This is a genomic window from Vibrio sp. RC2502 (assembly GCF_054850435.1).
The window spans coordinates 509,201-533,189 of the sequence record NZ_CM141453.1; the positions used below are offsets into that span (position 1 = coordinate 509,201).

Genomic DNA, 23,989 nt, shown 5'->3' on the forward strand with positions numbered 1-23,989 from the left:
ACTGTACGGTTCTTTTGATCTAGTTAGATACACTGCTTTTAAGTTTAAAAACTAAATTAATATGGTGTTTTTTTCTTAAAGGTTGCCAAATGATGAGTCTTTCGTCATTATGCGGCGAAAATTTTATAGATTGAACCACAGATACTCATTAACTTTTGGGTATACAAAAAAGTGGTCGATGCATACACAACATTCATTAAATAAAGAAAAGGGTTATCTGTGAAGCAGACGTTAAAACTAACAGATATTGTCGCAGTAGGCTTTATGCTATTTGCGTTCTTTTTAGGTGCAGGCAACATCATCTTTCCACCTCTAGCGGGTCAGCTCGCGGGTGAAAACCTATTGCCAGCGATGTTCGGTTTCTTGCTAACAGCGGTAGGTCTACCTCTTATTACTATTGTTGCTATTGCTGTTGCAGGTGGATCATGGGATCACTTGACTCAAGATCTTCCGAAAAAAGCAGCAGTATTGATGGCAGCACTTATCTTCATCATTATTGGTCCTGCGTTTGCAGCGCCTCGTACAGGTCTAGTGGCTTACGAGATGGCCGTGAAGCCATTCTTTGTTGAAGCTTCTCAAGCGCACCTTACCGCGTTCTCTGTGATCTTTTTTGCGGTTGCAATGCTGTTCTCTTGGTTCCAAGGCCGTCTTATCGACTTGATCGGTAAAGTGCTGACTCCAGCGCTGTTTGTCGGTTTGATCATTCTTGCTGTTGCAGTATTCCTAGATCCTCAAGGCGATATGATTGGTGCACGCGGTGAGTACCTAACTCAGCCACTAACCAAAGGCTTCCTTGAAGGCTACAACACCATGGATACTTTCGCATCGCTGATGTTTGGTATGTTGATGGTGGATGCACTGCGCGGCAAAGGCATCACGGAGCGTTCTGCGACGACTAAGTACCTGATTTTTGCAGGTTGTATCGCTGCGGCTGGTCTAGCATTTGTTTACATTTCGCTATTCTACCTAGGCGCTACCAGTGCAACAGTTGCTGCGGGCGCAGACAACGGTGGTCTGATTTTAAGCCAGTACGTTCAAGCGTTGTTTGGCCCTTACGGTCAAATCGTTCTTTCTGTGATTGTATTGCTAGCGTGTCTGACAACGGCTATCGGCCTGATTTCAGCATGTTCTGATTTCTTCAGCTCGAAGACATCACTGTCATACAAGCAGTGGGTTCTAATCAACGGTGCTGTATGTGCTCTAGTTGCTAACGTTGGTCTAGCGCAATTGATTTCGCTCTCTGTACCTGTACTGTTTGCCCTTTACCCAGTGGCGATTGCTTTGGTTGCTCTTACCTTTGTTCGTAGCAAGCTGCCAAATCCTCGCTTTGCATACCGTGCGGTACTGCTAGTATCACTATTATTCGCACTTGTTGATGCAGCGAAAGTTGCTGGTTTGGATGTATCTGCGTTCAACGTACTACCGCTGTTTGAAGTGGGCATGGGTTGGGTTCTTCCTACTCTGGCAGCTATCATCTGCATGTTCTTCATCTCTAAATCTGTTCAACCAGAACTACGAGAAGAAGCGGCGTAAAGACGCTAGAAATTGAATAATGAAAAAGCCCGATGAAGTGATTCATCGGGCTTTTTTGTATCTGGTTCGCATCAACGTAAGCGTCGGTGCTTAAAGCGTATCGTGGAACTCCACAAGTACTTGTTCACACCACTTTTCAATTCGCTCGTCACTCAAGTCGTATTGAGAATCTTCATCTAGTGCTAGGCCAACAAATTGGCTGCCATCTTCCGTTAGCGCTTTAGAGGCTTCAAACTCATAGCCTTCGTTTGGCCAATAACCGATAAACTGGGCGCCGGTTGCTTTTAACTCGTCGTGCAGTAGGCCCATGGCATCAAGGTACCATTCACCGTAGCCTTCTTGGTCGCCAAGACCAAATAGTGCCACAACTTTGCCTTTCAACGGCGTAGACGCGATGTCTTGCCAAATAGCGCTCCAATCTTCTTGGATCTCACCAAAGTCCCAAGTCGAGATGCCTAGAAGCAATAAATCATACTCAGCCATCAGCGATAGCGGCGTCTCTTTCACATTGTGAATATCGACAAGGTCTGCACCAATAATGTTGCGAATTTTCTCTGCTGCCATCTCGGTGTAGCAGGTTGTTGAGCCGTAAAAGAGTCCGATTTTCATTATATTCGTCGTTTTTTGTGTTGCTGTTGCAGAGGATTTTAACCTTAAACTGCCTAGGAATGCAGCGAATATCGTGAGATTCCCCACCTGAGCCAATTTTTTATAGCATTCACACTGGCGCTGTCTTACTCTCACTGGGTATAGATGAACAATAAAAGGAAGCGTGAATGACGGCACAACAGCCTGTCAATCAACAAGATTTTGCGCTTGTTGAGCAATTCTTAGATGCAATGTGGATGGAGCGCGGTCTGTCAGAGAATACGCTGGCTTCGTACCGAAATGACTTAATGAAGCTTCTCACTTGGATGGAGCATCATCGTTACCGCCTCGATTTCATCAGTTTGTCTGGACTTCAAGAATACCAAACGTATCTGGTGGATTTGGATTACAAGCAGACGTCACGTGCTCGTATGCTGTCAGCTATTCGCCGTTTGTTTCAGTATCTTCACCGTGAAAAAGTGCGTGCCGATGACCCTAGTGCCTTGTTGGTCAGCCCGAAATTGCCACAACGCTTACCGAAAGACATCAGTGAAGAGCAAGTGGACGCACTTTTGGACGCGCCAGATCCTAATGATCCGGTAGAACTGCGCGATAAAGCCATGCTTGAGTTGTTGTACGCGACTGGGTTGCGTGTGACAGAACTCGTCAGCCTGACGATGGAAAACATCAGTTTACGTCAGGGCGTCGTGCGTGTGACGGGTAAAGGTGGCAAGGAACGTTTGGTGCCGATGGGGGAGAATGCGATCGATTGGATTGAAACATTCATCCAGCAAGGTCGCCCTGCATTATTGGGAGAAACGTCTTCCGATGTGGTATTCCCAAGTAAACGAGCACGCCAAATGACTCGTCAGACGTTTTGGCATCGTATCAAATACTATGCTGTCATTGCTGGCATCGATACCGACCAGCTTTCGCCGCACGTTTTACGCCACGCGTTTGCAACGCATTTATTGAACTATGGCGCAGATCTCAGGGTCGTACAGATGCTGCTAGGGCATAGTGACTTATCGACCACGCAAATTTATACTCACGTGGCGACTGAACGATTGAAGCAGATCCACAGTCAACACCACCCAAGAGCATAATGATGGCTTGCTTCATCCTTCTTGATTGGATGAAAAGAATTTATTTAAAGGTGACTTTAATGAGCGTATTACGCCGACTAACTCTGCTGACTTTACCATTCTTTATTACCGCGTGTGGTGCGGAAGAAAGTCAGGCAAAAACCGAAACTCCTGCACAACAGGCTGCGCCAACTGCGCAACAACACTTTGATGAAGCGGCGCTAAAAGCGAAGTTCTCGAAACTAGGTCTGTCTATTATTGATATTCAACCTTCAGACGTGGCGGGCTTGCTAGAAATTCAAACCAACGGCGGCATATTGTTTGCGTCAAACAATGGCGATCACTTTATTGCAGGTACGCTATACGCGATTGATGACAACGGCGGTTACAAAGACGTACTTGCAGAACGCCAAGCGCCTTTGAATGCTGAGAAAATTGCTAAGTTTGCAGACAGCATGATCGAATACAAAGCGGACAACGAAAAGTACGTGGTGACTGTGTTTACTGACATCACTTGTGGCTACTGTGTTCGTCTGCATAACCAAATGCAGGGCTACAATGATCTAGGTATTACTGTGCGTTACATGGCATACCCTCGCCAAGGTGCGACAGGGCCTGTTGCTGAGCAAATGGCAACGATTTGGTGTGCAGAAGATCCAAAAGCGGCGATGCATAACGCGAAAGTGAGCCGCACTTTCGACAATCCAGCGAAAGATCTTGAACAATGTAAAGAGACCATCCAAGCGCACTACAACGTTGGTCGTCAGTTAGGTATTTCAGGTACACCTGCAATCTTCCTTCCAAACGGTGAGATGGTTGGTGGTTACTTACCGCCAGCTGAACTACTGAAACGTTTAGAGCAACTGTAATCCTTTAAGGAGCAGAGCCGACGCAATAGTCGGCTCTTTTCAAGCATGATAGAAATTCAACGACGTCCCGAACCGGATCTTTCCCTTCTCCCAGATTCCATTCCTCCGATCTTAAAACGCATTTACATCAATCGCGGTATTACTGACATCGCGCAGCTAGAAACCTCTGCTCGTGGATTGCATTCGTACCAAAAGCTTGGCGGTATTGAGCAGGCGGTTGAGTTGTTGTTCCAAGCTATTCAAGAGCAAAAACGCATCATCGTGGTGGGTGACTTTGACGCAGATGGCGCAACGAGTTCTGCTCTTTCTGTATTGGCATTGCGTATGCTTGGCAGCAATAACGTCGATTACTTGGTGCCGAACCGCTTTGAAGATGGCTACGGTTTGAGCCCAGAGGTGGTCGATCAAGCATTGGAACTTGGCGCAGAAATGATCATGACGGTCGACAATGGCGTATCGTCGATTGAAGGTGTGCGCTACGCCAAAGAAAATGGCATTACCGTATTGGTGACAGACCACCATTTGCCAGGACAAGTTCTGCCAGAAGTGGATGCGATGGTGAACCCAAACCTCGACAGTTGTGCGTTTCCTTCTAAAGCGTTGGCTGGCGTTGGTGTGGCGTTCTATCTGATGATGGCGTTGTGTGTCCACATGCGCAAACACAACTGGTTTGCTCAGCAAGGCATGCAAGAGCCGAAACTGATGGAGCTGATCGACCTTGTCGCACTGGGCACTGTCGCTGATGTTGTGCCGCTTGATGAGAACAACCGAATTCTGGTGCATCAAGGTTTGCAGCGTATTCGTGCGGGGAAAGCGCGCCCAGGTATTCAGGCACTGATTGAAGTGGCGAAACGCGATGCGCGACGTTTGGTGGCATCGGACTTCGGCTTTGCATTGGGGCCGCGTATTAATGCCGCTGGCCGTTTAGACGACATGTCTTTTGGTGTTGAGCTGCTGATGTGTAACAACATCCACGCCGCACGTCGCATGGCCAGTGAGCTTGATGGGCTCAATCAGACTCGTAAAGAGATTGAAGAAGGCATGAAGCAAGAAGCGATGGCGTTTTGTGAACGTTTGCAGTTTGGCGAAAACAGCGAACTGCCATACGGTTTATCGCTGTTCCAACGCGATTGGCACCAAGGTGTGATTGGTATTCTCGCTTCGCGTATCAAAGAGAAATTCCATCGCCCAGTCATTGCCTTTGCTGACGGTGGTGAAGGGACGATCAAGGGTTCTTGTCGTTCGATTCCTGGATTACACATGCGTGATGCGTTGGACTTCATCGATACGCAAAATCCAGGTTTGATCATCAAGTTTGGCGGTCACGCGATGGCGGCAGGATTAACCATCAAAGAGCAAGATTTTGAGCGTTTCAGTCGTTTATTCGATGAAGTGGTGAAAAAAGAGCTCGACGAAGCGGCTCTAAAAGGCGTGATTCTTACTGATGGCGAGTTAAAACCGGAAGAGTTTTCTATGCACATTGCGGAGCAGTTGCGCGCTGGTGGGCCATTCGGACAAGCTTTTCCTGAGCCAATCTTTGATGGTGAGTTTAAGGTGTTGCACCAAAAATTGGTGGGAGAAAAACATCTTAAACTGATGTTGGAGCCTTTATACAAAGGGTATCCGACCAATGTGATGATTGATGGAATTGCATTTAACGTCGATTTACGCCGTTGGCCTGACGCATCGGTCAAAACTGTACGTTTAGCCTACAAGCTGGATGTGAATGAATTTCGTGGTAACCAATCATTGCAACTGATGATTGATCACATCGAAGCCAAGTAATACCTAAGCTTTTCTTAAATATAGAGTACGGTTGCCCTTAAGCGGGTGTAAAATTTTATGACCGTGCTCTCTCTAATCGTAATCTGATTTCTCAGCCGAAATTTTCCTGTATCTCCGTCACATTTTTCAGTAGAATTTCTCGGTTAAATTCTATTCTAAAATGTTGAGCAAACATGTTTGAAATCAATCCCATTAAAAACCGTCTTCAGGACGTGTCTGAGCGCACGAATGTCCTGAGGGGGTATCTTTGACTATGACGCGAAGAAAGAGCGTCTAGAAGAAGTCAACGCAGAACTTGAACAGCCAGATGTATGGAACGAGCCTGAACGTGCACAAGCACTAGGTAAAGAACGTGCATCACTTGAAGCCGTAGTTGAAACTATTGATCAACTAGAGCAAGGTGTAGAAGATGTTGATGGTCTTCTTGAACTGGCTGTTGAAGAACAAGACCAAGAAACGTTTGATGAAATCGAACCAGAACTTGCAGAGTTGGAAGAGAAGCTTGCGCAGCTAGAATTCCGCCGTATGTTCTCTGGTGACCACGATAGCTCTGATTGCTACATTGACTTGCAAGCAGGTTCAGGTGGTACTGAGGCGCAAGACTGGACCAACATGATGTTACGCATGTACTTACGCTGGGCAGAAGCGAAAGGCTTCAAGGCGGAAGTTATCGAAGTATCTGAAGGTGAGGTTGCGGGTCTTAAATCTGCAACGGTTCGTATCTCTGGTGATTACGCTTACGGTTGGCTACGTACAGAAACTGGTGTTCACCGTTTAGTACGTAAATCGCCATTCGATTCAGGCGGCCGTCGTCATACGTCTTTTGCGTCTGCGTTCATCTACCCAGAGATTGATGAAAACATTGCTATCGACATTAACCCTGCTGATCTTCGTATCGACGTTTACCGTGCGTCAGGTGCGGGTGGTCAGCACGTCAACACCACTGAATCTGCGGTACGTATTACGCACGTACCAACGAATACTGTGGTGCAGTGTCAAAACGACCGTTCTCAACATAAGAACAAAGATCAGGCAATGAAACAGCTTCGAGCGAAGCTATTTGAGCTTGAATTGCAAAAGCAAAACGCGGAAAAACAAGCTAATGAAGACGCTAAGTCTGACATTGGCTGGGGTAGCCAGATCCGTTCTTACGTATTGGATGATTCACGCATTAAAGACCTCCGTACGGGCGTTGAAAACCGTAATACTCAAGCGGTTCTTGATGGCGATCTGGACAAATTTATTGAAGCTAGCCTGAAATCAGGCCTATAAAGCTTTTCACCGACAAAAACAGGATACATCGAAAATGACTGATGCTGTTCAAAACGAAACTGTACAAGAAGAAAACAAGCTGATTGCTGAGCGCCGCGCTAAACTGGACGAAATCCGAAAGAGCTGCAAAGCAAACGGCCACCCAAACGACTTCCGTCGTGACGCACTAGCGGGCGACCTTCAAAAAGAGTTCGGTGAAAAGACTAAGGAAGAGCTAGAAGAGCTTAACCACGTAGTAGCGATCGCTGGTCGTATTATGGCAAAACGTGGTCCATTCCTAGTAATTCAAGAAACATCTGGCCGTATCCAAGCTTACGCAGACAAAGAAGTTCAAAAAGAACTGAAAGAGAAATACCAAGGTCTTGATATCGGCGACATCATCGGTGTTAAAGGTGCGCTACACAAATCTGGTAAAGGCGACCTATACGTGAACATGGAAGAGTACGAGTTGCTAACAAAAGCACTTCGTCCACTTCCTGAGAAGTTCCACGGTCTAACTGACCAAGAAATGCGTTACCGTCAGCGTTACGTAGACCTAATCGTTAACGAAGATTCTCGTAATGCATTCGTTGTACGTTCTAAAGTTATGTCTGCAATTCGTAACTTCATGATCTCTAAACAGTTCATGGAAGTTGAAACGCCAATGATGCACGTGATCCCTGGTGGTGCAAGTGCTCGCCCATTCATCACGCATCACAACGCGCTAGACATGCCAATGTACCTGCGTATTGCGCCTGAGCTATACCTGAAGCGTCTAGTTGTTGGTGGCTTTGATCGCGTATTCGAAATCAACCGTAACTTCCGTAACGAAGGTCTTTCTCCACGTCACAACCCAGAATTCACAATGATGGAATTCTACATGGCGTACGCGGATTACAAAGATCTAATGGACTTCACTGAGGAACTACTAAGCTCTGTAGCACTAGAAGTTCTAGGTTCAACATCAATGCCTTACGGTGAAGATACTGTTGAGTTTGGCGGTAAGTACGCTCGCATGAGCATGTTTGAAGCAATCAAACACTACAACCCAGACCACGCTCAAATCCAAGCGCTAACGGAAGAAGATCTACAAAACCGCGAACTAATGGTTTCTATCGCGAAATCTGTTCACGTTGAAGTAGAACCTTTCTGGACTTGTGGTCAGCTTCTTGAAGAGATCTTCGGTGAAACTGCAGAACCTAAACTAATGCAGCCTACGTTCATCACTGGCTACCCAGCGGATATTTCTCCACTGGCACGTCGTAGCGATGACAACCCATTCTTCACAGACCGCTTTGAGTTCTTCATCGGTGGCCGTGAAGTAGCAAACGGCTTCTCAGAGCTTAACGATGCAGAAGACCAAGACGCGCGCTTTAAAGCACAGGTTGAAGCAAAAGAATCTGGTGATGACGAAGCGATGTTCTACGATGCAGACTACATCACTGCACTAGAGCACGGTCTACCACCAACAGCAGGTCAAGGTATCGGTATCGACCGCCTAGTTATGCTGCTAACTAACACGCACACTATCCGTGACGTGATCTTGTTCCCTGCAATGCGCCCACAAGCGTAATTCTTTGCTGAACAATGACAAAAAAACCACCTTCGGGTGGTTTTTTTGTATCTTTAATTTCCTAAAATTCAATAGGTTGCATTTTGATTTTGATGGCATATGCAAATAAGTATTCGCCAAATCTCAATCTATTGCATAGTCTTAATATTGAGACAGACTTCGAGCGTCGTAGTCTCGATAATGTTACCCGTTCGCAAAGATGGGTTTGTGGCGCGAAATTTCTATCAACAAAAGAATAAGGGTTAGAGAATGGCTGGGCAGTTTAAGATGGATTCCATCCCGGGATCGCTTGTGGTAGTTGGCGGTACTTATGAGCCTTGGTTATCAGTACTGGAACAAGTTGGCTGGAAGTGTCACCAAGTAGGCGACTTACGCAAAGCTAACACGTTATTGGAAGATATTGGGCCTTGTATCGGTATCGTTGACCTGAGCCATGACGAGTTTAGCTTGAATGGTCTGGCAAACTTAGTGAGTTCTCATAAGCACGTGCGTTGGCTGGCGTTTATTCGTGAGTCTCAGCTCGGCACAGACACCATCTGCCAGTTCATCGTTAACTTCTGTATCGACTTTTTTACTGCCCCAATCCCAGATGCCCAACTGTTGAGTACCATCGGCCACCAACTTGGTATGCTCAAGCTAGAGAAAAAAGTTTGGCCAAGCTTTGGCAATAGCCTCGATATGGGGCTGATTGGCGAATCTATCCCGATGAAGCGCTTACGCGATCAAGTTAAGCGAATTGGTCCTACGGACGTGAGTATTCTGATCTCTGGCGAGAGCGGTACTGGTAAAGAAGCGGTTGCTCGTGCAATTCACAAAGTATCTTCCCGTTCTCATAAGCCCTTTATGTCGATTAACTGCCGCGCTTTGAATGAGCAACGTTTCCAAGCGGAAGTCTTTGGTATTGCTGCGGATGCTGAGATGGGCCCAAGTCTGTTGGAACAAGCAGATGGCGGTACTGTGTTGTTTAATGACATTCTGACCATTTCGAAAGACCAGCAAATGAACCTGTTAAGGTTCTTGCAAGAGGGCACGATTGAAACGCGCGAAGGTGTGAAGAATGTGAATGTGCGTATTCTTGCTGCTAACTCGTCAGACGTAGAAAAAGCTTTGATTGATGGCGACTTCAACGAAGAGTTGTACCATTACATCAATGTACTTCGTATCAACGTACCAAGCTTGAAAGAGCGCGCGAGTGACATTGCACTACTAGCTCGCTTCTATCTGCAAGAGTTCTCTAAAGAGTACAACTCTCAAGCAAAAAGTTTCTCAGAGGACGCTTTGAAAGCTCTGACTCGTTACTTCTGGCCTGGTAATGTTCGCGAGTTGATGAACCAAGTTAAGCGTGCGGTGTTGATGTCTGACAGCGTGATGATTGAAGAGCATCATCTCGATTTGCCGCAACGTAATGATTCAAAACGCAGTTTGAAATCAATTCGTGAAAAGAGTGAGCGTGATGCGTTATTGGTCGTGTTGGAATCGCACTCTGGTCAAGTTTCCAATGCGGCGAAAGAACTTGGTGTGTCGCGTGCAACCATGTATCGACTACTGAATAAGCACAACTTGATTTCCGATCAAGCGATGTAATTCAATGAGTGAATCGAATTGAAAGAGCGACCTTGCTGGTCGCTCTTTTTCGTTGTATACGTTCTGATTTATAAAACTCGAAGTTTTATATATTCCCTAGATGAATATGTTATATGAAAAAACATATGCAACTTATCTTCAGGGTATTGATTTGTTTTTTATCGAAAGCATAGAAATTGTTTGATATATATTCATCAACGCTTACAATTTAGCCATAACTCGTTGAGTTATATCACTTCACACACGGATTATTTTTTTAGCTAGGAGGCGCAAGATGAAACATTACGTTGTTAACACCACTGCTTGCGCTGATCGTATGTCTAAATCTCCGATAGCTTTTAAATCGGATATTAACGATACCACTGGCTCACAAGATAAAAATTAATCCGTAACCTAATTTATGTTTACTAGGCTGCGGAAAAGTAGCGGCTTAGTCTCAACAGATCTCTCTGTGTCTCTGCGTACTATTTTTCCCAGTCGATCATTTATCGTTTAATTGGAGAAAAATTATGCGTCACTCAATTTACTTAACATTGGCGACTTTGCTTATTAAAGCGGATTTAAAACGTGAAGAGAGAGAATGGCAACGTACCGTGCGCCGCAGTTCTCATGATGTTCCATGGACCAATGTTCATTTATTAAGGGATATTGGTTTAGATCGTGAAGGGCGAGTTACTCAAACCAGCGTGCCTGAAGCGGTTAAAGTTGAACGTCGAGTTCGTCATCTTCGTCGAGTGCTAACTGCGCGAATACCGACGTAATCTATAGCGTGTTGAGCTTCCAACATTACGCTTTAGTTAACCCTAAAAGCTCAACACGCTGTAAACGCATATCGAAATAGATTTGTTCTAAGTGCTATTAACAGGCTGACCTATGTGGTCAGCCTGTTTGCTTTTATGGACATGGGTTAGAGTAGGTAGTACCGATCGCTTGAATGTCTGTTAACAGCTCATCACTAAGCTTGATATCGATGCTGTCAATGTTAGCTTTAAGTTGATCAAGGTTGGTCGCTCCGATGATATTGGAAGCGACAAATGGACGTTGATTAACGAACGCCAATGCCATTTGCGCAGGATCTAGGCCATGCTCACGCGCCAAGTTCACGTATGCTTCTGTCGCTTTGACGCCTTGAGGCGTGAAGTAACGAGCGAAACGCTCCCACTTAGTACAGCGTGCACCTTCTGGTTTTGCGCCATGTAAGTATTTACCACTCAAACAACCAAACGCCAGAGGTGAATACGCTAACAGTTGGACACCTTCATAATGGCTGATTTCAGACAAACCCACTTCGAAGCTGCGGTTGAGTAGATTGTATGGATTTTGAATTGAAACTATACGCGGTAAATCATGCTTCTCCGCTAAACGAAGCAAAGACATCACCCCCCAAGGTGTTTCGTTAGATACGCCGATGTAACGCACTTTACCCATCTTAACCAGTTCAGTTAATGCTTCTAGGGTTTCAATTAACGTCACTTCTTCTTGCTTGTCTGGGTAAGGGTAGTTGAGTTGGCCAAAGCAGTTAGTTTGACGCTGTGGCCAGTGAAGTTGGTACAAATCTACGTAATCGGTTTGGAGTCGTTGAAGGCTAGAGTCGATGGCATCATGGATATTGCGACGATTTAAACTCATGTTTTCACGGATGTGAGGCACATTGCGCGGCCCTGCCACTTTTGTCGCTAGAACGACTTTTTCTCGCTTGCCGGATTTTGTCAGCCAGTTGCCGATGTATTGTTCTGTTAGGCCTTGTGTTTCTGCTTTTGGCGGAACAGGGTACATCTCTGCGGTATCAATGAAGTTCACCCCATGATCGACAGCAAAGTCGAGCTGCTCAAAAGCTTCTTGTTCGATATTTTGCTCACCAAAAGTCATAGTGCCGAGACAGATTTTACTGATCTCGAGTGATGAGTGCGGTAGTTTGGTGTATTGCATTTCACTTCCTTGAAAAATAGCCAACTGAATAGGTTATCCATCAATATATGGGATTTTTGGTCGCTATCGCAAATCATTTACGTATAAGCGCAAGTGTGGCTCGAAAGGTATTCATCCCCCAACTACACTAAAAAGATCTTGTGAAGGAGGTGCACTATGCAGAAGCATCAACTGGACATGTGGCTACATGGTCAACATAAAGACACCTATACGTTACCCAAAGTATTTGTCATTGGGTGTTCCGATGTCTCTGACTATTTGCTAGCTGTGGAATATAAGCACCAGCTAGAGCCGATTAAAGATGGAGAGGAACCGCTTCATTTTGGTTCCTTAGATTTGGTGAAAGAAGAGCTGCTCAGGTTAGGTATCGACAAAGCTTATTTGCGGTTACACAACGCTTATGATGAGTGCGGTAGTGAGGGTACTGCCTCTTACTGCGATATCGAATTATCGTTGGTTACCCATTAGAGTGAACAGATGAGTTACTCAGATTGCACATTGATATAGTGCTTCAGTAAGATCTGTTCGGTGAATTGTGTTCGTAGGTAAAAGCCTCGTGGTAGCGTCTTCATTGGTTTCCCGTTGGAGCTATAGGCTTCAGTTAGTGCTTTGGCATTAGCGGCCTTTGGGCGCAGGTGAAGCGCTTCGCCATGTCTGGCTGAAATTTGATCAAATTTGCCAAAGACGATCATTTCCATCAGTTCTTCCCAGTCATTTCGTAAGATCTGCTCTTCTTCTTTATCTGGCGACCAAATAAGAGGCGTCCCTACACGACGCTCGGCAAGGGGGATTTCTCGTTCACCTTCTACAGGAACCCACAATACGCGCGAGAGCTTATTGCGCACATGGCTGGTTTCCCATGTCAGTCCTTGAACACCAGTTAAGGGTGCAACGCATACAAATGTAGTTTCTAACGGTCGTCCGTTGTAGCCAATTGGAATGCTCTTTAACTCGATACCAAGTTTGGAAAAGTCTTGTTGAGGTTTGCTACCCGCAGGAGCGCCCAAATGCCATTCCAGCAATTGTCCCACCCAGCCTTTATCGCGTTTGAGGTTTTCTGGAACGGTCATCCCTGCTTCGTCCGCTAATTCCGCAAAACTGAGTCCGGCAATATCGTGAGCGCGTTCCATTAACTCCGCTTCTGATTGTGGTTCTGGTTTCATAATAACTGCATGACAATGGAAAAATCCTAGTCTAACAAATTTCAACAAAATCTACTGTCCAAGATTTCATCGAGATGGATTAAGAATGATCAATTCATAACTTATCCACAGATATAGGTGCATATAAGTGGATCTACTGATGGACTGGATGAATAAACAGGGGTTTTGAAACGTTTTTAGGCTTGATTTTATGTAGATGTCATGAAGTTAGAGAATGAATGTGTGGATAAATAACCGATCGGTTGATCTTTGACCGATCTGAGTTTGGTGAAAAGATCATCAGAATTGACAAGATCGTTTTATCACCAGGTTTGTTTTTAAGTTTATATTTATCATTGAGTTATGATTGGTCGTTATTTTTATTGATGAGTAAGAGAATAATGCTTTTGATTGAAAATCGGAGTTGATATGGAATTCTTCACAAAGTTATTCACAGAAAAGGTGAATAAATGTGGGCAATGTCTCACTCTTGTGTTGATAAACTTTAATTTGATTAAAAGATATCCAATAACGGTGAAAAGGTAATAAATCTTGCTCATATCACATCAGTAAGTTTGCTAGTAATGGGGATATGTGGAAAAATCATGGTAATAAAAAATTATTCATAGAGGTTAGCCAGTGATAGATGGCGATGGTTACCGACTGAATGTTGGTATTGTGATATGTAATAACCATGGTCAGGTCTTCTGGGCTAAACGATACGGGCAACACTCATGGCAATTTCCACAAGGTGGGATTGACGAAGGTGAAACACCTGAACAGGCGATGTTCAGGGAGTTGTATGAAGAAGTCGGATTAACGAAAAAAGACGTTAAGATCATTGCAACAAGTCGTCATTGGTTAAGATATAAACTACCAAAGCGATTGGTGCGTTGGGACTCCAAGCCTGTTTGTATCGGCCAAAAACAGAAATGGTTTCTGCTGCGATTGGAATGCGATGAATCGCGCATCAATATGCAGCGCGGGAAATCCCCTGAATTTGATGGTTGGCGCTGGGTGAGCTATTGGTATCCAGTTCGGCAAGTTGTTTCTTTCAAGCGTGATGTTTATCGTCGAGCGATGAAAGAGTTTGCATCTTTAGCCATGCCTTTTCGAGAGAGAAAAGCGAAAGGGAAAAGAAAAAAGCAACAACGTAGAGGATAGTCATGCTCAGCCAGCTAAGGGAAATAGTTGAGAAAGTCTCCAGAGTCGATGATGTGCATCTGGCTCTCGATATATTGGTAAAAGAGACTTGTGCCGCCCTTCGCACTGAGTGTTGTACTATCTATCTCGCCAATGAAGAAATGCAGCGCCTTGAGTTGATGGCAACTCAAGGCCTTATTTTTGAAGGCGATAGCATCCACATTAATTTCAATGAAGGTTTAGTTGGTCTCGTTAAACGCAGCGCAGAACCTCTTAACCTCGCAGAAGCTTCAAAACACCCTGAATTTAAATTTTTCCCGCAGCTTGGTGAACAGGTTTATCACTCTTTCCTCGCCACTCCAATCATCCATCGCAAACAAGTATTAGGTGTATTAGTCATTCAGCAAAAGACGCCACGATTGTTTAGTGAGATGGAAGAATCTTTCTTAGTGACCTTATCTGCGCAGTTAGCCGTGATCATCGCTCACGCGCAAAGTTTAGGTCATTGGCAATTAGCCTCAAAACCGACGGTTCTTAAAGGATTGCCTGCATCAACAGGTGTTGCCATCGGAGAGTTTTGGTTTGACAACACGCAGCCGAGTTTGTCGGACGTATTCCCGTCTTCCACGCTGGATAAAGAGCGAGAGCAAGAGCTGCTGCTGGTAGCGATTGAGCGTGCGCTGAATGACTTCCGCCGGATGCGGAAAAAGTTCGACAGCGAAATCAATAAAGATGCGTTAGCGATATTCGATTTGTTTACCCACTTGCTCAATGATCCAATGTTGCGCGGCGATCTTAAGAAACAGATTGAAAAAGGCGATCGAGCAGATTGGGCACTGCGTCAGGTAGTTGAAACTTATTCAAACCGCTTTGCTCGTATGTCAGATGTCTATTTGCGTGAACGAGCACAAGATATCCGAGAGTTGGGGCAAAGGTTGCTGTATTTTCTGCACAACAGTGAGCAAGAGAATGCGGCCATCGATCGTCCTATCATCTTAGTGGCCAATGAGCTTACTGCGACTTTGTTAGCATCGGTGCCGAAAGAACATTTATTAGCGGTCGTTTCGCTTGAAGGGGGCGCAAACTCACACGCTGCAATTCTTTCGCGCGCATTGGGTGTGCCGGCCGTTATGGGCGCTAACATCAATACGGATGTGGTTAACGGCAAATTAGGCATCGTTGATGGCTATACGGGCGAGATTTTTCTTGAGCCCAACCGCCAGCTGTTACGTGAGTATCGCAGTTTGGTTAGTGAAGAGTCAGAGCTCTTCGCGATGGTCAATAAAGATCTCGCGTTACCTGCCGTAACGTTAGATAACCAGCACATTGAAGTGATGCTGAATGCGGGTCTCAGTGCCGATAGCAACATTGCCATTAATACGGGCGTCGATGGTGTCGGTTTATATCGAACTGAAATTGCATTTTTACTTCAACATCACTTTCCATCGGAAGATGAGCAGTATCATCAATATCGAGCAATATTAAACAGCTACTCGAGCCAACGCGTGGTGATGCGTACTCTGGACATCGGTGGTGATAAACCATTGCCATACCTGCCAATCGAAGAGGACAATCCGTTTTTAGGTTGGCGCGGGATTCGCTTTACGTTAGATCATCCTGATATCTTTTTGATTCAATTGCGTGCGATGCTAAGAGCTAGTGCTGAAAGTGGTAATTTAAGTATCTTGTTACCCATGGTATCTGGTATTAAAGAGCTGGATGATGCGATGACGCTGATCAACCAAGCCTACAGCGAAGTTGTCTTGCTTGATGAGCGTATCCAGGTTCCAAAAGTCGGGGTGATGATCGAAGTGCCATCGATGGTATATCTGCTTCCTGCCATCGCGCATCGAGTGGATTTTGTCTCTGTTGGTACTAACGACTTAACTCAGTATTTACTGGCGGTGGATCGGAACAATTCCCGCGTCGCTGATGTCTATGAATCCATGCATCCGGCAGTGCTGTTAGCACTCAAACAGATTCATGACGTGTGCGATAAATATCATGTGCCAGTGTGCATCTGCGGTGAATTAGCCGGTGATCCATTTGGTGCGCTCTTATTACTTGGGTTGGGATACACCAGCTTAAGTATGAACACATCTAACGTGGCTAAGGTGAAGTATTTGATTCGTCATAGCCAACAACAGGAACTAGAAAAACTAGCAGAACAGGCGATGACAAAATCGTACGGAGAGGAGATTCATCAAATGATGCATGATTTCTTTATCCAACAAGGTTTTGCAGGCTTCGTTCGTGCAGGGAAAAAGTAGGTAATCGTGACCGTCTCTTTATTTTTGTTATTGCTGGCGCTGGGCGCTTTTGTTGGTGTGATGGCGGGGCTACTCGGCATTGGGGGCGGATTAATCGTCGTACCTGCGTTGTTATTTTTGCTGCCTTGGGCGGGCATTTCTCCAGAAATGAGCATGCATATGGCGCTTGCGACATCTCTGGCAAGCATCATCGTTACATCAGGTTCTTCTGCTCTCAACCATCTTAAACTTGGCAACGTAGATATGTTTGTTGTGAAGTGGCTAATGCCCGGAGTGGTGATTGGCGGCTTTGTTGGTGCCAACATTGCCGAATGGATCCCAACTCATTACTTGCCGAAAGTATTTGGTGTCATTGTACTGTGTCTAGCTGTACAGATGTTCCGATCCATTAAAGTAAAAAGTGAGAAGCCAATGCCGAGTAGTCCGGTCACTATGATGTACGGAACGGGAATTGGTGTGGTTTCGAGCTTAGCTGGTATCGGTGGCGGTTCTTTATCGGTGCCTTTTCTCAACAAGCACGGCGTAGAAATGCGTAAAGCGGTCGGCTCATCGTCAGTTTGTGGCTGCATCATCGCCATCTCTGGCATGATCGGCTTTATTTTGCACGGCTATAAGGTTGAAGGCTTACCTGCGTACAGTATTGGTTATGTTTACCTTCCTGCGTTACTTGCGATTGCGATGACTTCGATGTTGACCACGAAAGTGGGGGCGAAGCTCGCGACCAATCTTCCTACTGCGGTATTAAAGAAAATATTCGCAATATTCTTGATGTTTGTTGCAGCAACAATGCTGCTGTAAGTTTATTCCCAAGTTATTCACGCTGAACCGAGCATTTGAGGTGACTTGGGTATATTGGTTTTATTTGTAAATAAGAAGAGAATGATTTATGTCTCAGGGATACCTTCAATTTCCCAATATTGATCCGGTTTTAGTCTCTATTGGTCCTGTTTCAATTCGTTGGTACGGTTTGATGTACCTCGTCGGTTTCATGTTTGCATTGTGGTTGGCGAACCGTCGTGCTGACAAACCAGGCAGCGGCTGGACTCGAGAGCAAGTCTCTGATCTACTTTTCGCGGGCTTCTTAGGGGTCGTCATCGGTGGTCGCGTCGGTTACGTTATCTTCTATAACTTTGAACTGTTTTTAGATGATCCTTTGTATCTCTTCAAAGTTTGGACTGGCGGTATGTCGTTCCACGGTGGTTTGTTGGGTGTGATTACGGCAATGTTCTGGTATGCACACAAGAACGGTCGTACCTTCTTCGGCGTTGCTGACTTTGTTGCGCCTCTTGTGCCATTTGGCTTGGGTATGGGCCGTATGGGTAACTTCATGAACAGCGAGCTTTGGGGGCGTGTAACAGACGTTCCTTGGGCTATCGTTTTCCCAAATGGCGGGCCTTTACCACGTCACCCATCGCAACTGTATGAAATGCTGTTAGAAGGCGTAGTGCTGTTTTTCATCTTGAACTGGTTCATCAAAAAGCCTCGCCCATTGGGTTCGGTATCAGGGCTATTTTTAGCTGGATATGGTACATTCCGCTTCTTAGTCGAGTTCGTTCGCGAACCGGATGCTCAGCTTGGTCTATTTGGTGGTTATATTTCGATGGGACAAATTCTATCAACGCCAATGATCGTGTTGGGTATTCTGATGATGGTTTGGGCTTACAAACGTGGTCTTTACCAAGACAAAGCTCAAGTTAAAACGAAGTAAGGTATTGGTGTGAAACAGTATTTAGATTTGTGTCAACGCATCGTTGATCAAGGTGTTTGGGTTGAAAATGAACGTACAGGTAAACGTTGCCTGACGGTAATCAACGCGGATTTAACCTACGATGTTGCGAACAATCAATTTCCATTGGTAACGACGCGTAAAAGTTTTTGGAAAGCAGCAGTGGCTGAGCTACTTGGCTACATTCGTGGTTATGATAATGCTGAAGATTTCCGTAAATTAGGCACCAAAACGTGGGATGCGAACGCCAACCTAAACGACGCTTGGTTGAATAACCCATACCGTAAGGGTGAAGACGACATGGGCCGTGTGTACGGCGTTCAAGGTCGTGCATGGGCAAAGCCTGATGGTGGTCATATCGACCAGCTACGCAAGATTGTGGATGATTTGACTCGCGGTGTTGATGACCGTGGTGAAATCTTGAACTTCTACAACCCTGGTGAGTTCCATATGGGGTGCTTGCGACCTTGTATGTACAGTCATCATTTCTCGCTACTGGATGACACTTTGTATCTCAACAGTACACAGCGTTCGTGCGATGTGCCGCTTGGATTGAACTTCAACATGGTTCAAGTTTATGTGTTCTTAGCGATCATGGCGCAAATTACGGGTAATAAGCCAGGTCAGGCCTTCCATAAAATCGTTAACGCGCACATTTATGAAGATCAGCTTGAGTTGATGCGCGATGTTCAGTTGAAGCGTGAACCGTTGCAAGCACCAACATTCCATATCAATCCGGAGATTAAATCTCTAGAAGATTTGGAAACTTGGGTGACACTGGATGACTTTTGGGTAGAAGGGTACGAACACCACGATCCAATTCGTTATCCATTCTCAGTGTAATCACGCTGGTTCTTGATAATACAAAAAGCTCCGAATGGAGCTTTTTTGCTTTTGTGATGCGTTTGAGTTTCGTTACTTCAATGCGCTAACGATATAGCGATGAATCGGGTTAGTTTGCTTCGGAGTCGATAGCGCAGGGCTAATGAACTTTGGTTGTGTGAAAATCCCTTTATTAACGAGAGAACGGATCAGATCGAAATACTTCAATTCCGTTTTACCACATAGCAGCAGTGAAAAATCATCCCCTAGCTTATCGTACGCGTTGAGCACTTCTCTAAATCCTCTCAGGTACAAATAATCTTTGGTTAAGCCACCACCGCGGTATACGCGCGAAGTAATGGTAAAGGCTTGAACATCAGACGCTTTGTACTGCTCCTTCAGCAACATAAAGGTATGGCGGAAATCGCGCTCTTTAATCATAGATTCTACAGCAAGCACGCGAAGAGCTAAGGTTCTTAAACGTTTGATACTGAAGTGTCCAGAGAGGTACTCACACAAAATGGCCAACCCTTCCTGCGTATTGGTATTGGCAGGGCAACCTAAACTAAGCACTTTAAGTGGCTGTTGACGACCATTAAGCGTAGTTAGCAAATGCACACCCATCTCGTGGTGTGCGAGTGCTTCAAGCTCGTCAGTTGTGATGTGCGCAGCGCTGTTAATCTTCACTCGTGAGCCTGACACCAAAGCGTTAGCTAGCATGCCATCTAAGATTTGAATTTCACATTCATACCCATTTTTATCGGCGAAGCTTTGCATGAAATGAGCAATGGAGCGGCTATCATGCTCTGGTTTGCTCTCTTCTTCTGTCGGAAGATGCAAAATGAAATGTGCGTTAGCAATGTCTTTCGCACTTGGTTCACCGTAATAGCGCAGAGAGTTGTATAGGAACTCTTGCGTACCTATGGTGTTGACTTGATCAAGTTTGTCGGCGTAAGACTGAATGACATCCTCATAAAGCTTTTGCAACTGAGTATCTTCGATGTGTTCCAAAGGCAATTCGTACAAACGGCGTTTTGACTGATGAGTGTCAAGAGGCGCTTTCTGGTACTGAAAGTTAGGTTCTTGCGAGTACTTATTACTGATGAACCTTTCTCGCTCTTGGGCGTAATTAAGCGGGTTTACGCTGCTAAGAATATCAATATCAGTGACTAACTGAGTGAGGTTTTCATCTATTGCTAATAGCTGGCTAGAAATTGGTTCATTAAACTGAGCCATGTCGTTCAACTCCATGTGAAGGTAAGACCTTTTCAACAACGCGCAGAGTACCTGTCAGTCATCGAAGACAACTATGGGAGGCAAGAGCCGTTATCCATTGTGTATATGACCGTCTCTGTACTTTTGACTAACGGTGATTGTATTGAAAGAGGTGGAGCCAAATTATCATTGAGTGTTTGGTTTGAACAACAAATATTTCTCAGTCTCAATCGGAGTTACATCAGCTCTCATTTTTGCATCATGGTTACAGATACAAAAAAGGCCCCACAACGTGGAGCCTTAAACAATAAGCGATGGTTGGTATTATCAGGTTGTCAGAGCAAGGATTGTGCCTGGCAGAATGATGAATACAGACATCAGGTAGCCACCCACAACGGCTTTGTTTTTGATAGCAAGCTCTGAAATCATTTCAGCGCCTTTTACTGGGATTTCACGTAAGAACGGAATACCAAAGATAAACAGTGTCGCCAAAATATTAAAGGTTAAGTGTACTAGCGCAATCTGAAGAGCAAACACAGCAAACTCACCAGATACGGCGGTAGCTGCAAGTAGTGCAGTGATACACGTACCGATGTTAGCACCCAGCGTGAATGGGTAAATGTCACGAACTTTAAGAACACCAGTACCTACAAGTGGAACCATCAAGCTTGTTGTTGTTGATGAAGATTGTACCAGCACCGTCACGATCGAGCCTGAAACGATACCGTGGATAGGACCACGACCAATTGCATTCTTCAGAATATCGCGAGCACGGCCAACCATTAGGCTCTTCATTAGCTTACCCATTACTGTGATAGCAACGAAGATTGTAGCGATACCTAAAGCAATTAGAGCCACGCCACCCATGGTGTCACCAAATGTTGATAGCGGTTCTTTGATAGCAGAAACAACAGGCTTAGTGATTGGCTTGATGAAGTCAAAACCCTTCATGCTCATGTCGCCAGTGTTCAATAGTGGCGAAACCAACCAGTGAGAAATTTTCTCTAGAATGCCGAACATCATTTCCAAAGGAAGGAAGATCAGAACAGCAAGAAGGTTAAAGAAGTCGTGGATCGTCGCACTAGCAAATGCGCGCTTGAATTCTTCCTTACAACGTACGTGACCTAGTGAAACCAAAGTATTGGTCACTGTTGTACCAATATTGGCACCCATTACCATTGGAATCGCTGTCTCTACAGGTAGACCACCTGCAACTAAGCCCACAATAATAGAAGTTACAGTACTTGAGGATTGGATTAGGGCTGTTGCTACTAGGCCGATCATAAGACCAGCGATAGGGTGAGATGCAAACTCAAACAATACTTTTGCTTGGTCGCCAGTTGCCCATTTGAAACCGCTACCAACCATAGATACTGCTAGAAGAAGCAGATACAGCATGAATGCCAAGTTAGCCCAGCGTAACCAACGAGTCGTGCTCGAGATAGGCGCTGCTGTTGAAGTAGCTTGGTTCATCATAATTTTCTCCGTTGACCTTTAAGTTCGTTTTTCGGTCTTAAGTTGAAACTTCGGGCGATGTTAGAGAACAAATATTTCAGTAATATTACAGATTGATTTCTGTGGGCACTTTTTATTGTGCTTTTTAATAGTTCCAAAAAGGTAGCGGATTATCCTGTTTTAATTTATTGAAAAATATAGGTTTTATTGGTTTTATAAACTGAGGTTTTTTTGATGAAAATTCGATAAAAAGTGCGTTTTACTTCAAGTTTTATGACAATGCTGAGATTGTATTTTCGGTAAAACTTAATTTTAGTTGGTTAAAGTGATGGTTTTGCCGAGTATCTTGTCTGTCTCTGTCACATTTGGTATAAAAAGCATCACCTTCTTTTCTGGAATTGGCCGATGTCACATCTAAATTACAACCATCTTTATTACTTCTGGATGGTGTGCAAGCAGGGCTCTGTTACCAAGGCCGCGGATGCGCTTTTTCTCACTCCTCAAACGGTGACCGGGCAAATCAAAGCGCTTGAAGAGCGGATGAAAGGTAAGCTAACCAAGCGAAACGGCCGTACTGTCGAACCAACAGAACTCGGACAATTGGTCTTCAAATATGCGGATCGTATGTTTGGTTTAAGCTATGAGATGCTTGATATTGTGAACTACAGTCAGCACTCCAACATTTTGTTTGAAGTTGGTGTGGCCGATGCGCTGTCAAAACGGCTAGTTAGTAAAGTGCTGATGACAACTGTACCTGAAGACAACAGTATCCACTTACGTTGTTATGAGTCGACGCACGAACTGTTATTAGAACGGCTATCGCAGCACAAGTTGGATATGATTCTTTCTGATTGCCCGGTGGACTCGACGCAAAGCCCAGGCCTTTATAGTAAGAAGCTTGGCGAGAGTAGCATGAGTTTCTTTGCATCTTCTGACATTCCAGACGTGAAGTTCCCTGAAATTTTGGAAAAGAAAAAGCTGTTGATCCCAGCAAGTCGAACGGCGATGGGGCGAAAAGTCATTCAATGGTTTGATCGCCAAGGATTACAACCTGATGTCTTGGGAGAGTTTGATGATGTCGCGTTGATGAAAGCCTTTGCGAGATACCGTGATGATGTAATCTTTTTGGCGCCGACGGTTTACATGTCAGAAATCGAAGATGACCGCAGCTTGCAGTTGATCGGTCATGTTGAGGATTTGAAAGAAGAGTATTACGTTATTTTCGCCGAGCGAATGATTCAGCATCCTGCGGTAAAAAACGTATGTGATGCTGATTTCAGTCAAATGTTTGAGTAAACCCGTATCGTTGCTCAAATAAATAGATTACTATCGATAAAAATATAAATCTAAATGATACCTAAGTAATTCAAGATACTTGGTTTAGTGAGCAAAATTATTTCTCGTCGATAAAGCCCCAGTGAACACTGCTGGTGGGTTAAATTGATGTATCGCTTTAAAGCCAAATTTAGAGGTTCTAATAAAGAAGGCTCTGGAGAAGAATCTTGATGTCCTTAGAGATATTAAATCAGTGCAACACAACAAGCTGGCCAGGGTTGGAATAAGTAAGTTGTAGCTAGAGGTCCAACACATGAATCTACAAGAAATGGAGAAAAACTCCGCAAAAGCCGTCGTGTTGCTCAAAGCGATGGCAAACGAAAGACGCCTACAAATTCTTTGTATGCTGCATAACCAAGAGTTGTCCGTTGGGGAGCTGTGTACCAAACTGGAATTAAGCCAGTCGGCGTTATCGCAACATTTAGCTTGGCTTCGTCGTGACGAATTGGTCGCGACGAGAAAAGAAGCGCAAACGGTGTATTACACGTTAAAAAGTGATGAGGTGAAGACATTGATTCAAACCCTTCACGGTCTTTATTGCGCAAACTGATCGCACAGACTGAAATGCGTAAGGGTTATCTGTGTTGTTTAGGCAACGGTAGGTAACTGGCAGATTTGAGTCGTCCTAAATAACAAAAGCTGGCAGTGCCAGCTTTTTTCTTATCTTGGATTCGTGATTTGACG

The 23,989-nt window shown here is 44.9% G+C and carries 21 protein-coding genes; 16 read left to right on the top strand and 5 right to left on the bottom strand.

The annotated features are described in order from the left end of the window. Nucleotides 1-219 precede the first annotated feature (219 nt). Nucleotides 220-1,533, top strand: a complete 1,314-nt coding sequence (gene brnQ, locus ACYJZR_RS02380; protein WP_005459396.1) for a branched-chain amino acid transport system II carrier protein — start codon at nucleotides 220-222, stop codon at nucleotides 1,531-1,533. Between the two features lie 90 nt (nucleotides 1,534-1,623). On the opposite strand, the gene fldB is transcribed toward brnQ, so the two are convergent. Beyond that, nucleotides 1,624-2,142: a flavodoxin FldB gene (gene fldB, locus ACYJZR_RS02385; protein ID WP_005479739.1), complete on the bottom strand. Its 519-nt coding sequence runs from the start codon at nucleotides 2,140-2,142 to the stop codon at nucleotides 1,624-1,626. 167 nt (nucleotides 2,143-2,309) lie between these two features. On the opposite strand from fldB, the gene xerD reads away from it, so the two are divergent. The 7 genes from xerD to ACYJZR_RS02420 all read left to right on the top strand — a co-directional run bounded on the left by xerD (nucleotide 2,310) and on the right by ACYJZR_RS02420 (nucleotide 11,029). Continuing rightward, nucleotides 2,310-3,227, top strand: a complete 918-nt coding sequence (gene xerD / locus ACYJZR_RS02390) for a site-specific tyrosine recombinase XerD (protein ID WP_005459400.1) — start codon at nucleotides 2,310-2,312, stop codon at nucleotides 3,225-3,227. Nucleotides 3,228-3,286: 59 nt separating this feature from the next. Further along, a complete protein-coding gene (gene dsbC / locus ACYJZR_RS02395) occupies nucleotides 3,287-4,075 on the top strand; it encodes a bifunctional protein-disulfide isomerase/oxidoreductase DsbC (RefSeq protein WP_005497149.1) in 789 nt (262 codons plus the stop codon). 45 nt (nucleotides 4,076-4,120) lie between these two features. Then, the gene (gene recJ, locus ACYJZR_RS02400) at nucleotides 4,121-5,860 is read left to right on the top strand and encodes a single-stranded-DNA-specific exonuclease RecJ (protein WP_140268712.1); all 1,740 of its coding nucleotides are present in this window, start codon (nucleotides 4,121-4,123) and stop codon (nucleotides 5,858-5,860) included. Between the two features lie 173 nt (nucleotides 5,861-6,033). Further along, a protein-coding gene (gene prfB / locus ACYJZR_RS02405; RefSeq protein ID WP_097371395.1) for a peptide chain release factor 2 occupies nucleotides 6,034-7,132 on the top strand; the annotation gives its coding sequence in 2 pieces (ribosomal slippage) (nucleotides 6,034-6,108 and nucleotides 6,110-7,132; 1,098 coding nt in all). 34 nt (nucleotides 7,133-7,166) lie between these two features. After that, on the top strand, nucleotides 7,167-8,684 hold the full coding sequence (lysS, locus tag ACYJZR_RS02410) for a lysine--tRNA ligase (protein WP_005459407.1): 1,518 nt from the start codon (nucleotides 7,167-7,169) through the stop codon (nucleotides 8,682-8,684). Nucleotides 8,685-8,933: 249 nt separating this feature from the next. Further along, nucleotides 8,934-10,268 (top strand): cyclic-di-GMP-binding transcriptional regulator VpsR, encoded by a 1,335-nt coding sequence (vpsR, locus tag ACYJZR_RS02415; protein WP_005459408.1) that lies wholly within the window; start codon nucleotides 8,934-8,936, stop codon nucleotides 10,266-10,268. Nucleotides 10,269-10,777: 509 nt separating this feature from the next. Further along, complete coding sequence (locus tag ACYJZR_RS02420) at nucleotides 10,778-11,029, top strand: hypothetical protein (protein WP_005459410.1); 252 nt, start codon at nucleotides 10,778-10,780, stop codon at nucleotides 11,027-11,029. Nucleotides 11,030-11,162: 133 nt separating this feature from the next. On the opposite strand, the gene ACYJZR_RS02425 is transcribed toward ACYJZR_RS02420, so the two are convergent. Next, nucleotides 11,163-12,197 carry an NADP(H)-dependent aldo-keto reductase gene (locus tag ACYJZR_RS02425; RefSeq protein ID WP_005488759.1) on the bottom strand — a complete coding sequence of 345 codons (1,035 nt, stop codon included), beginning with the start codon at nucleotides 12,195-12,197 and terminating at the stop codon, nucleotides 11,163-11,165. Nucleotides 12,198-12,353: 156 nt separating this feature from the next. On the opposite strand from ACYJZR_RS02425, the gene ACYJZR_RS02430 reads away from it, so the two are divergent. Beyond that, complete coding sequence (locus ACYJZR_RS02430) at nucleotides 12,354-12,665, top strand: DUF6482 family protein (RefSeq protein WP_005481791.1); 312 nt, start codon at nucleotides 12,354-12,356, stop codon at nucleotides 12,663-12,665. 14 nt (nucleotides 12,666-12,679) lie between these two features. On the opposite strand, the gene mutH is transcribed toward ACYJZR_RS02430, so the two are convergent. Then, nucleotides 12,680-13,360, bottom strand: coding sequence for a DNA mismatch repair endonuclease MutH (gene mutH / locus ACYJZR_RS02435; RefSeq protein ID WP_005481789.1), 681 nt, complete (start codon nucleotides 13,358-13,360; stop codon nucleotides 12,680-12,682). Nucleotides 13,361-13,978: 618 nt separating this feature from the next. Here mutH and rppH point away from each other — a divergent pair. From rppH to ACYJZR_RS02460, 5 genes are all read left to right on the top strand, one after another. Then, nucleotides 13,979-14,503 carry an RNA pyrophosphohydrolase gene (rppH, locus tag ACYJZR_RS02440; RefSeq protein ID WP_005457789.1) on the top strand — a complete coding sequence of 175 codons (525 nt, stop codon included), beginning with the start codon at nucleotides 13,979-13,981 and terminating at the stop codon, nucleotides 14,501-14,503. 2 nt (nucleotides 14,504-14,505) lie between these two features. Further along, complete coding sequence (gene ptsP / locus ACYJZR_RS02445) at nucleotides 14,506-16,752, top strand: phosphoenolpyruvate--protein phosphotransferase (RefSeq protein WP_025792726.1); 2,247 nt, start codon at nucleotides 14,506-14,508, stop codon at nucleotides 16,750-16,752. A gap of 6 nt (nucleotides 16,753-16,758) precedes the next feature. Continuing rightward, nucleotides 16,759-17,550 carry a sulfite exporter TauE/SafE family protein gene (locus ACYJZR_RS02450; protein ID WP_005481395.1) on the top strand — a complete coding sequence of 264 codons (792 nt, stop codon included), beginning with the start codon at nucleotides 16,759-16,761 and terminating at the stop codon, nucleotides 17,548-17,550. A gap of 88 nt (nucleotides 17,551-17,638) precedes the next feature. Further along, a complete protein-coding gene (gene lgt / locus ACYJZR_RS02455; protein ID WP_005497169.1) occupies nucleotides 17,639-18,460 on the top strand; it encodes a prolipoprotein diacylglyceryl transferase in 822 nt (273 codons plus the stop codon). Nucleotides 18,461-18,469: 9 nt separating this feature from the next. Then, nucleotides 18,470-19,321: a thymidylate synthase gene (locus tag ACYJZR_RS02460; protein ID WP_083147847.1), complete on the top strand. Its 852-nt coding sequence runs from the start codon at nucleotides 18,470-18,472 to the stop codon at nucleotides 19,319-19,321. Nucleotides 19,322-19,393: 72 nt separating this feature from the next. Here the strand turns inward: ACYJZR_RS02460 and ACYJZR_RS02465 are convergent, their stop codons facing one another. Together ACYJZR_RS02465 and ACYJZR_RS02470 are read right to left on the bottom strand one after the other, a co-directional pair. Beyond that, the gene (locus tag ACYJZR_RS02465) at nucleotides 19,394-20,536 is read right to left on the bottom strand and encodes a flavohemoglobin expression-modulating QEGLA motif protein (protein ID WP_021454849.1); all 1,143 of its coding nucleotides are present in this window, start codon (nucleotides 20,534-20,536) and stop codon (nucleotides 19,394-19,396) included. Nucleotides 20,537-20,842: 306 nt separating this feature from the next. Further along, nucleotides 20,843-21,991: a Na/Pi symporter gene (locus ACYJZR_RS02470; protein ID WP_049887087.1), complete on the bottom strand. Its 1,149-nt coding sequence runs from the start codon at nucleotides 21,989-21,991 to the stop codon at nucleotides 20,843-20,845. A gap of 384 nt (nucleotides 21,992-22,375) precedes the next feature. Here ACYJZR_RS02470 and nhaR point away from each other — a divergent pair, with 384 nt between their 5' ends. Together nhaR and ACYJZR_RS02480 are read left to right on the top strand one after the other, a co-directional pair. After that, nucleotides 22,376-23,266, top strand: coding sequence for a transcriptional activator NhaR (nhaR, locus tag ACYJZR_RS02475; protein ID WP_005457134.1), 891 nt, complete (start codon nucleotides 22,376-22,378; stop codon nucleotides 23,264-23,266). A 292-nt stretch (nucleotides 23,267-23,558) separates the two neighbouring features. After that, complete coding sequence (locus ACYJZR_RS02480; protein ID WP_005461077.1) at nucleotides 23,559-23,855, top strand: ArsR/SmtB family transcription factor; 297 nt, start codon at nucleotides 23,559-23,561, stop codon at nucleotides 23,853-23,855. Nucleotides 23,856-23,989 lie beyond the last annotated feature (134 nt).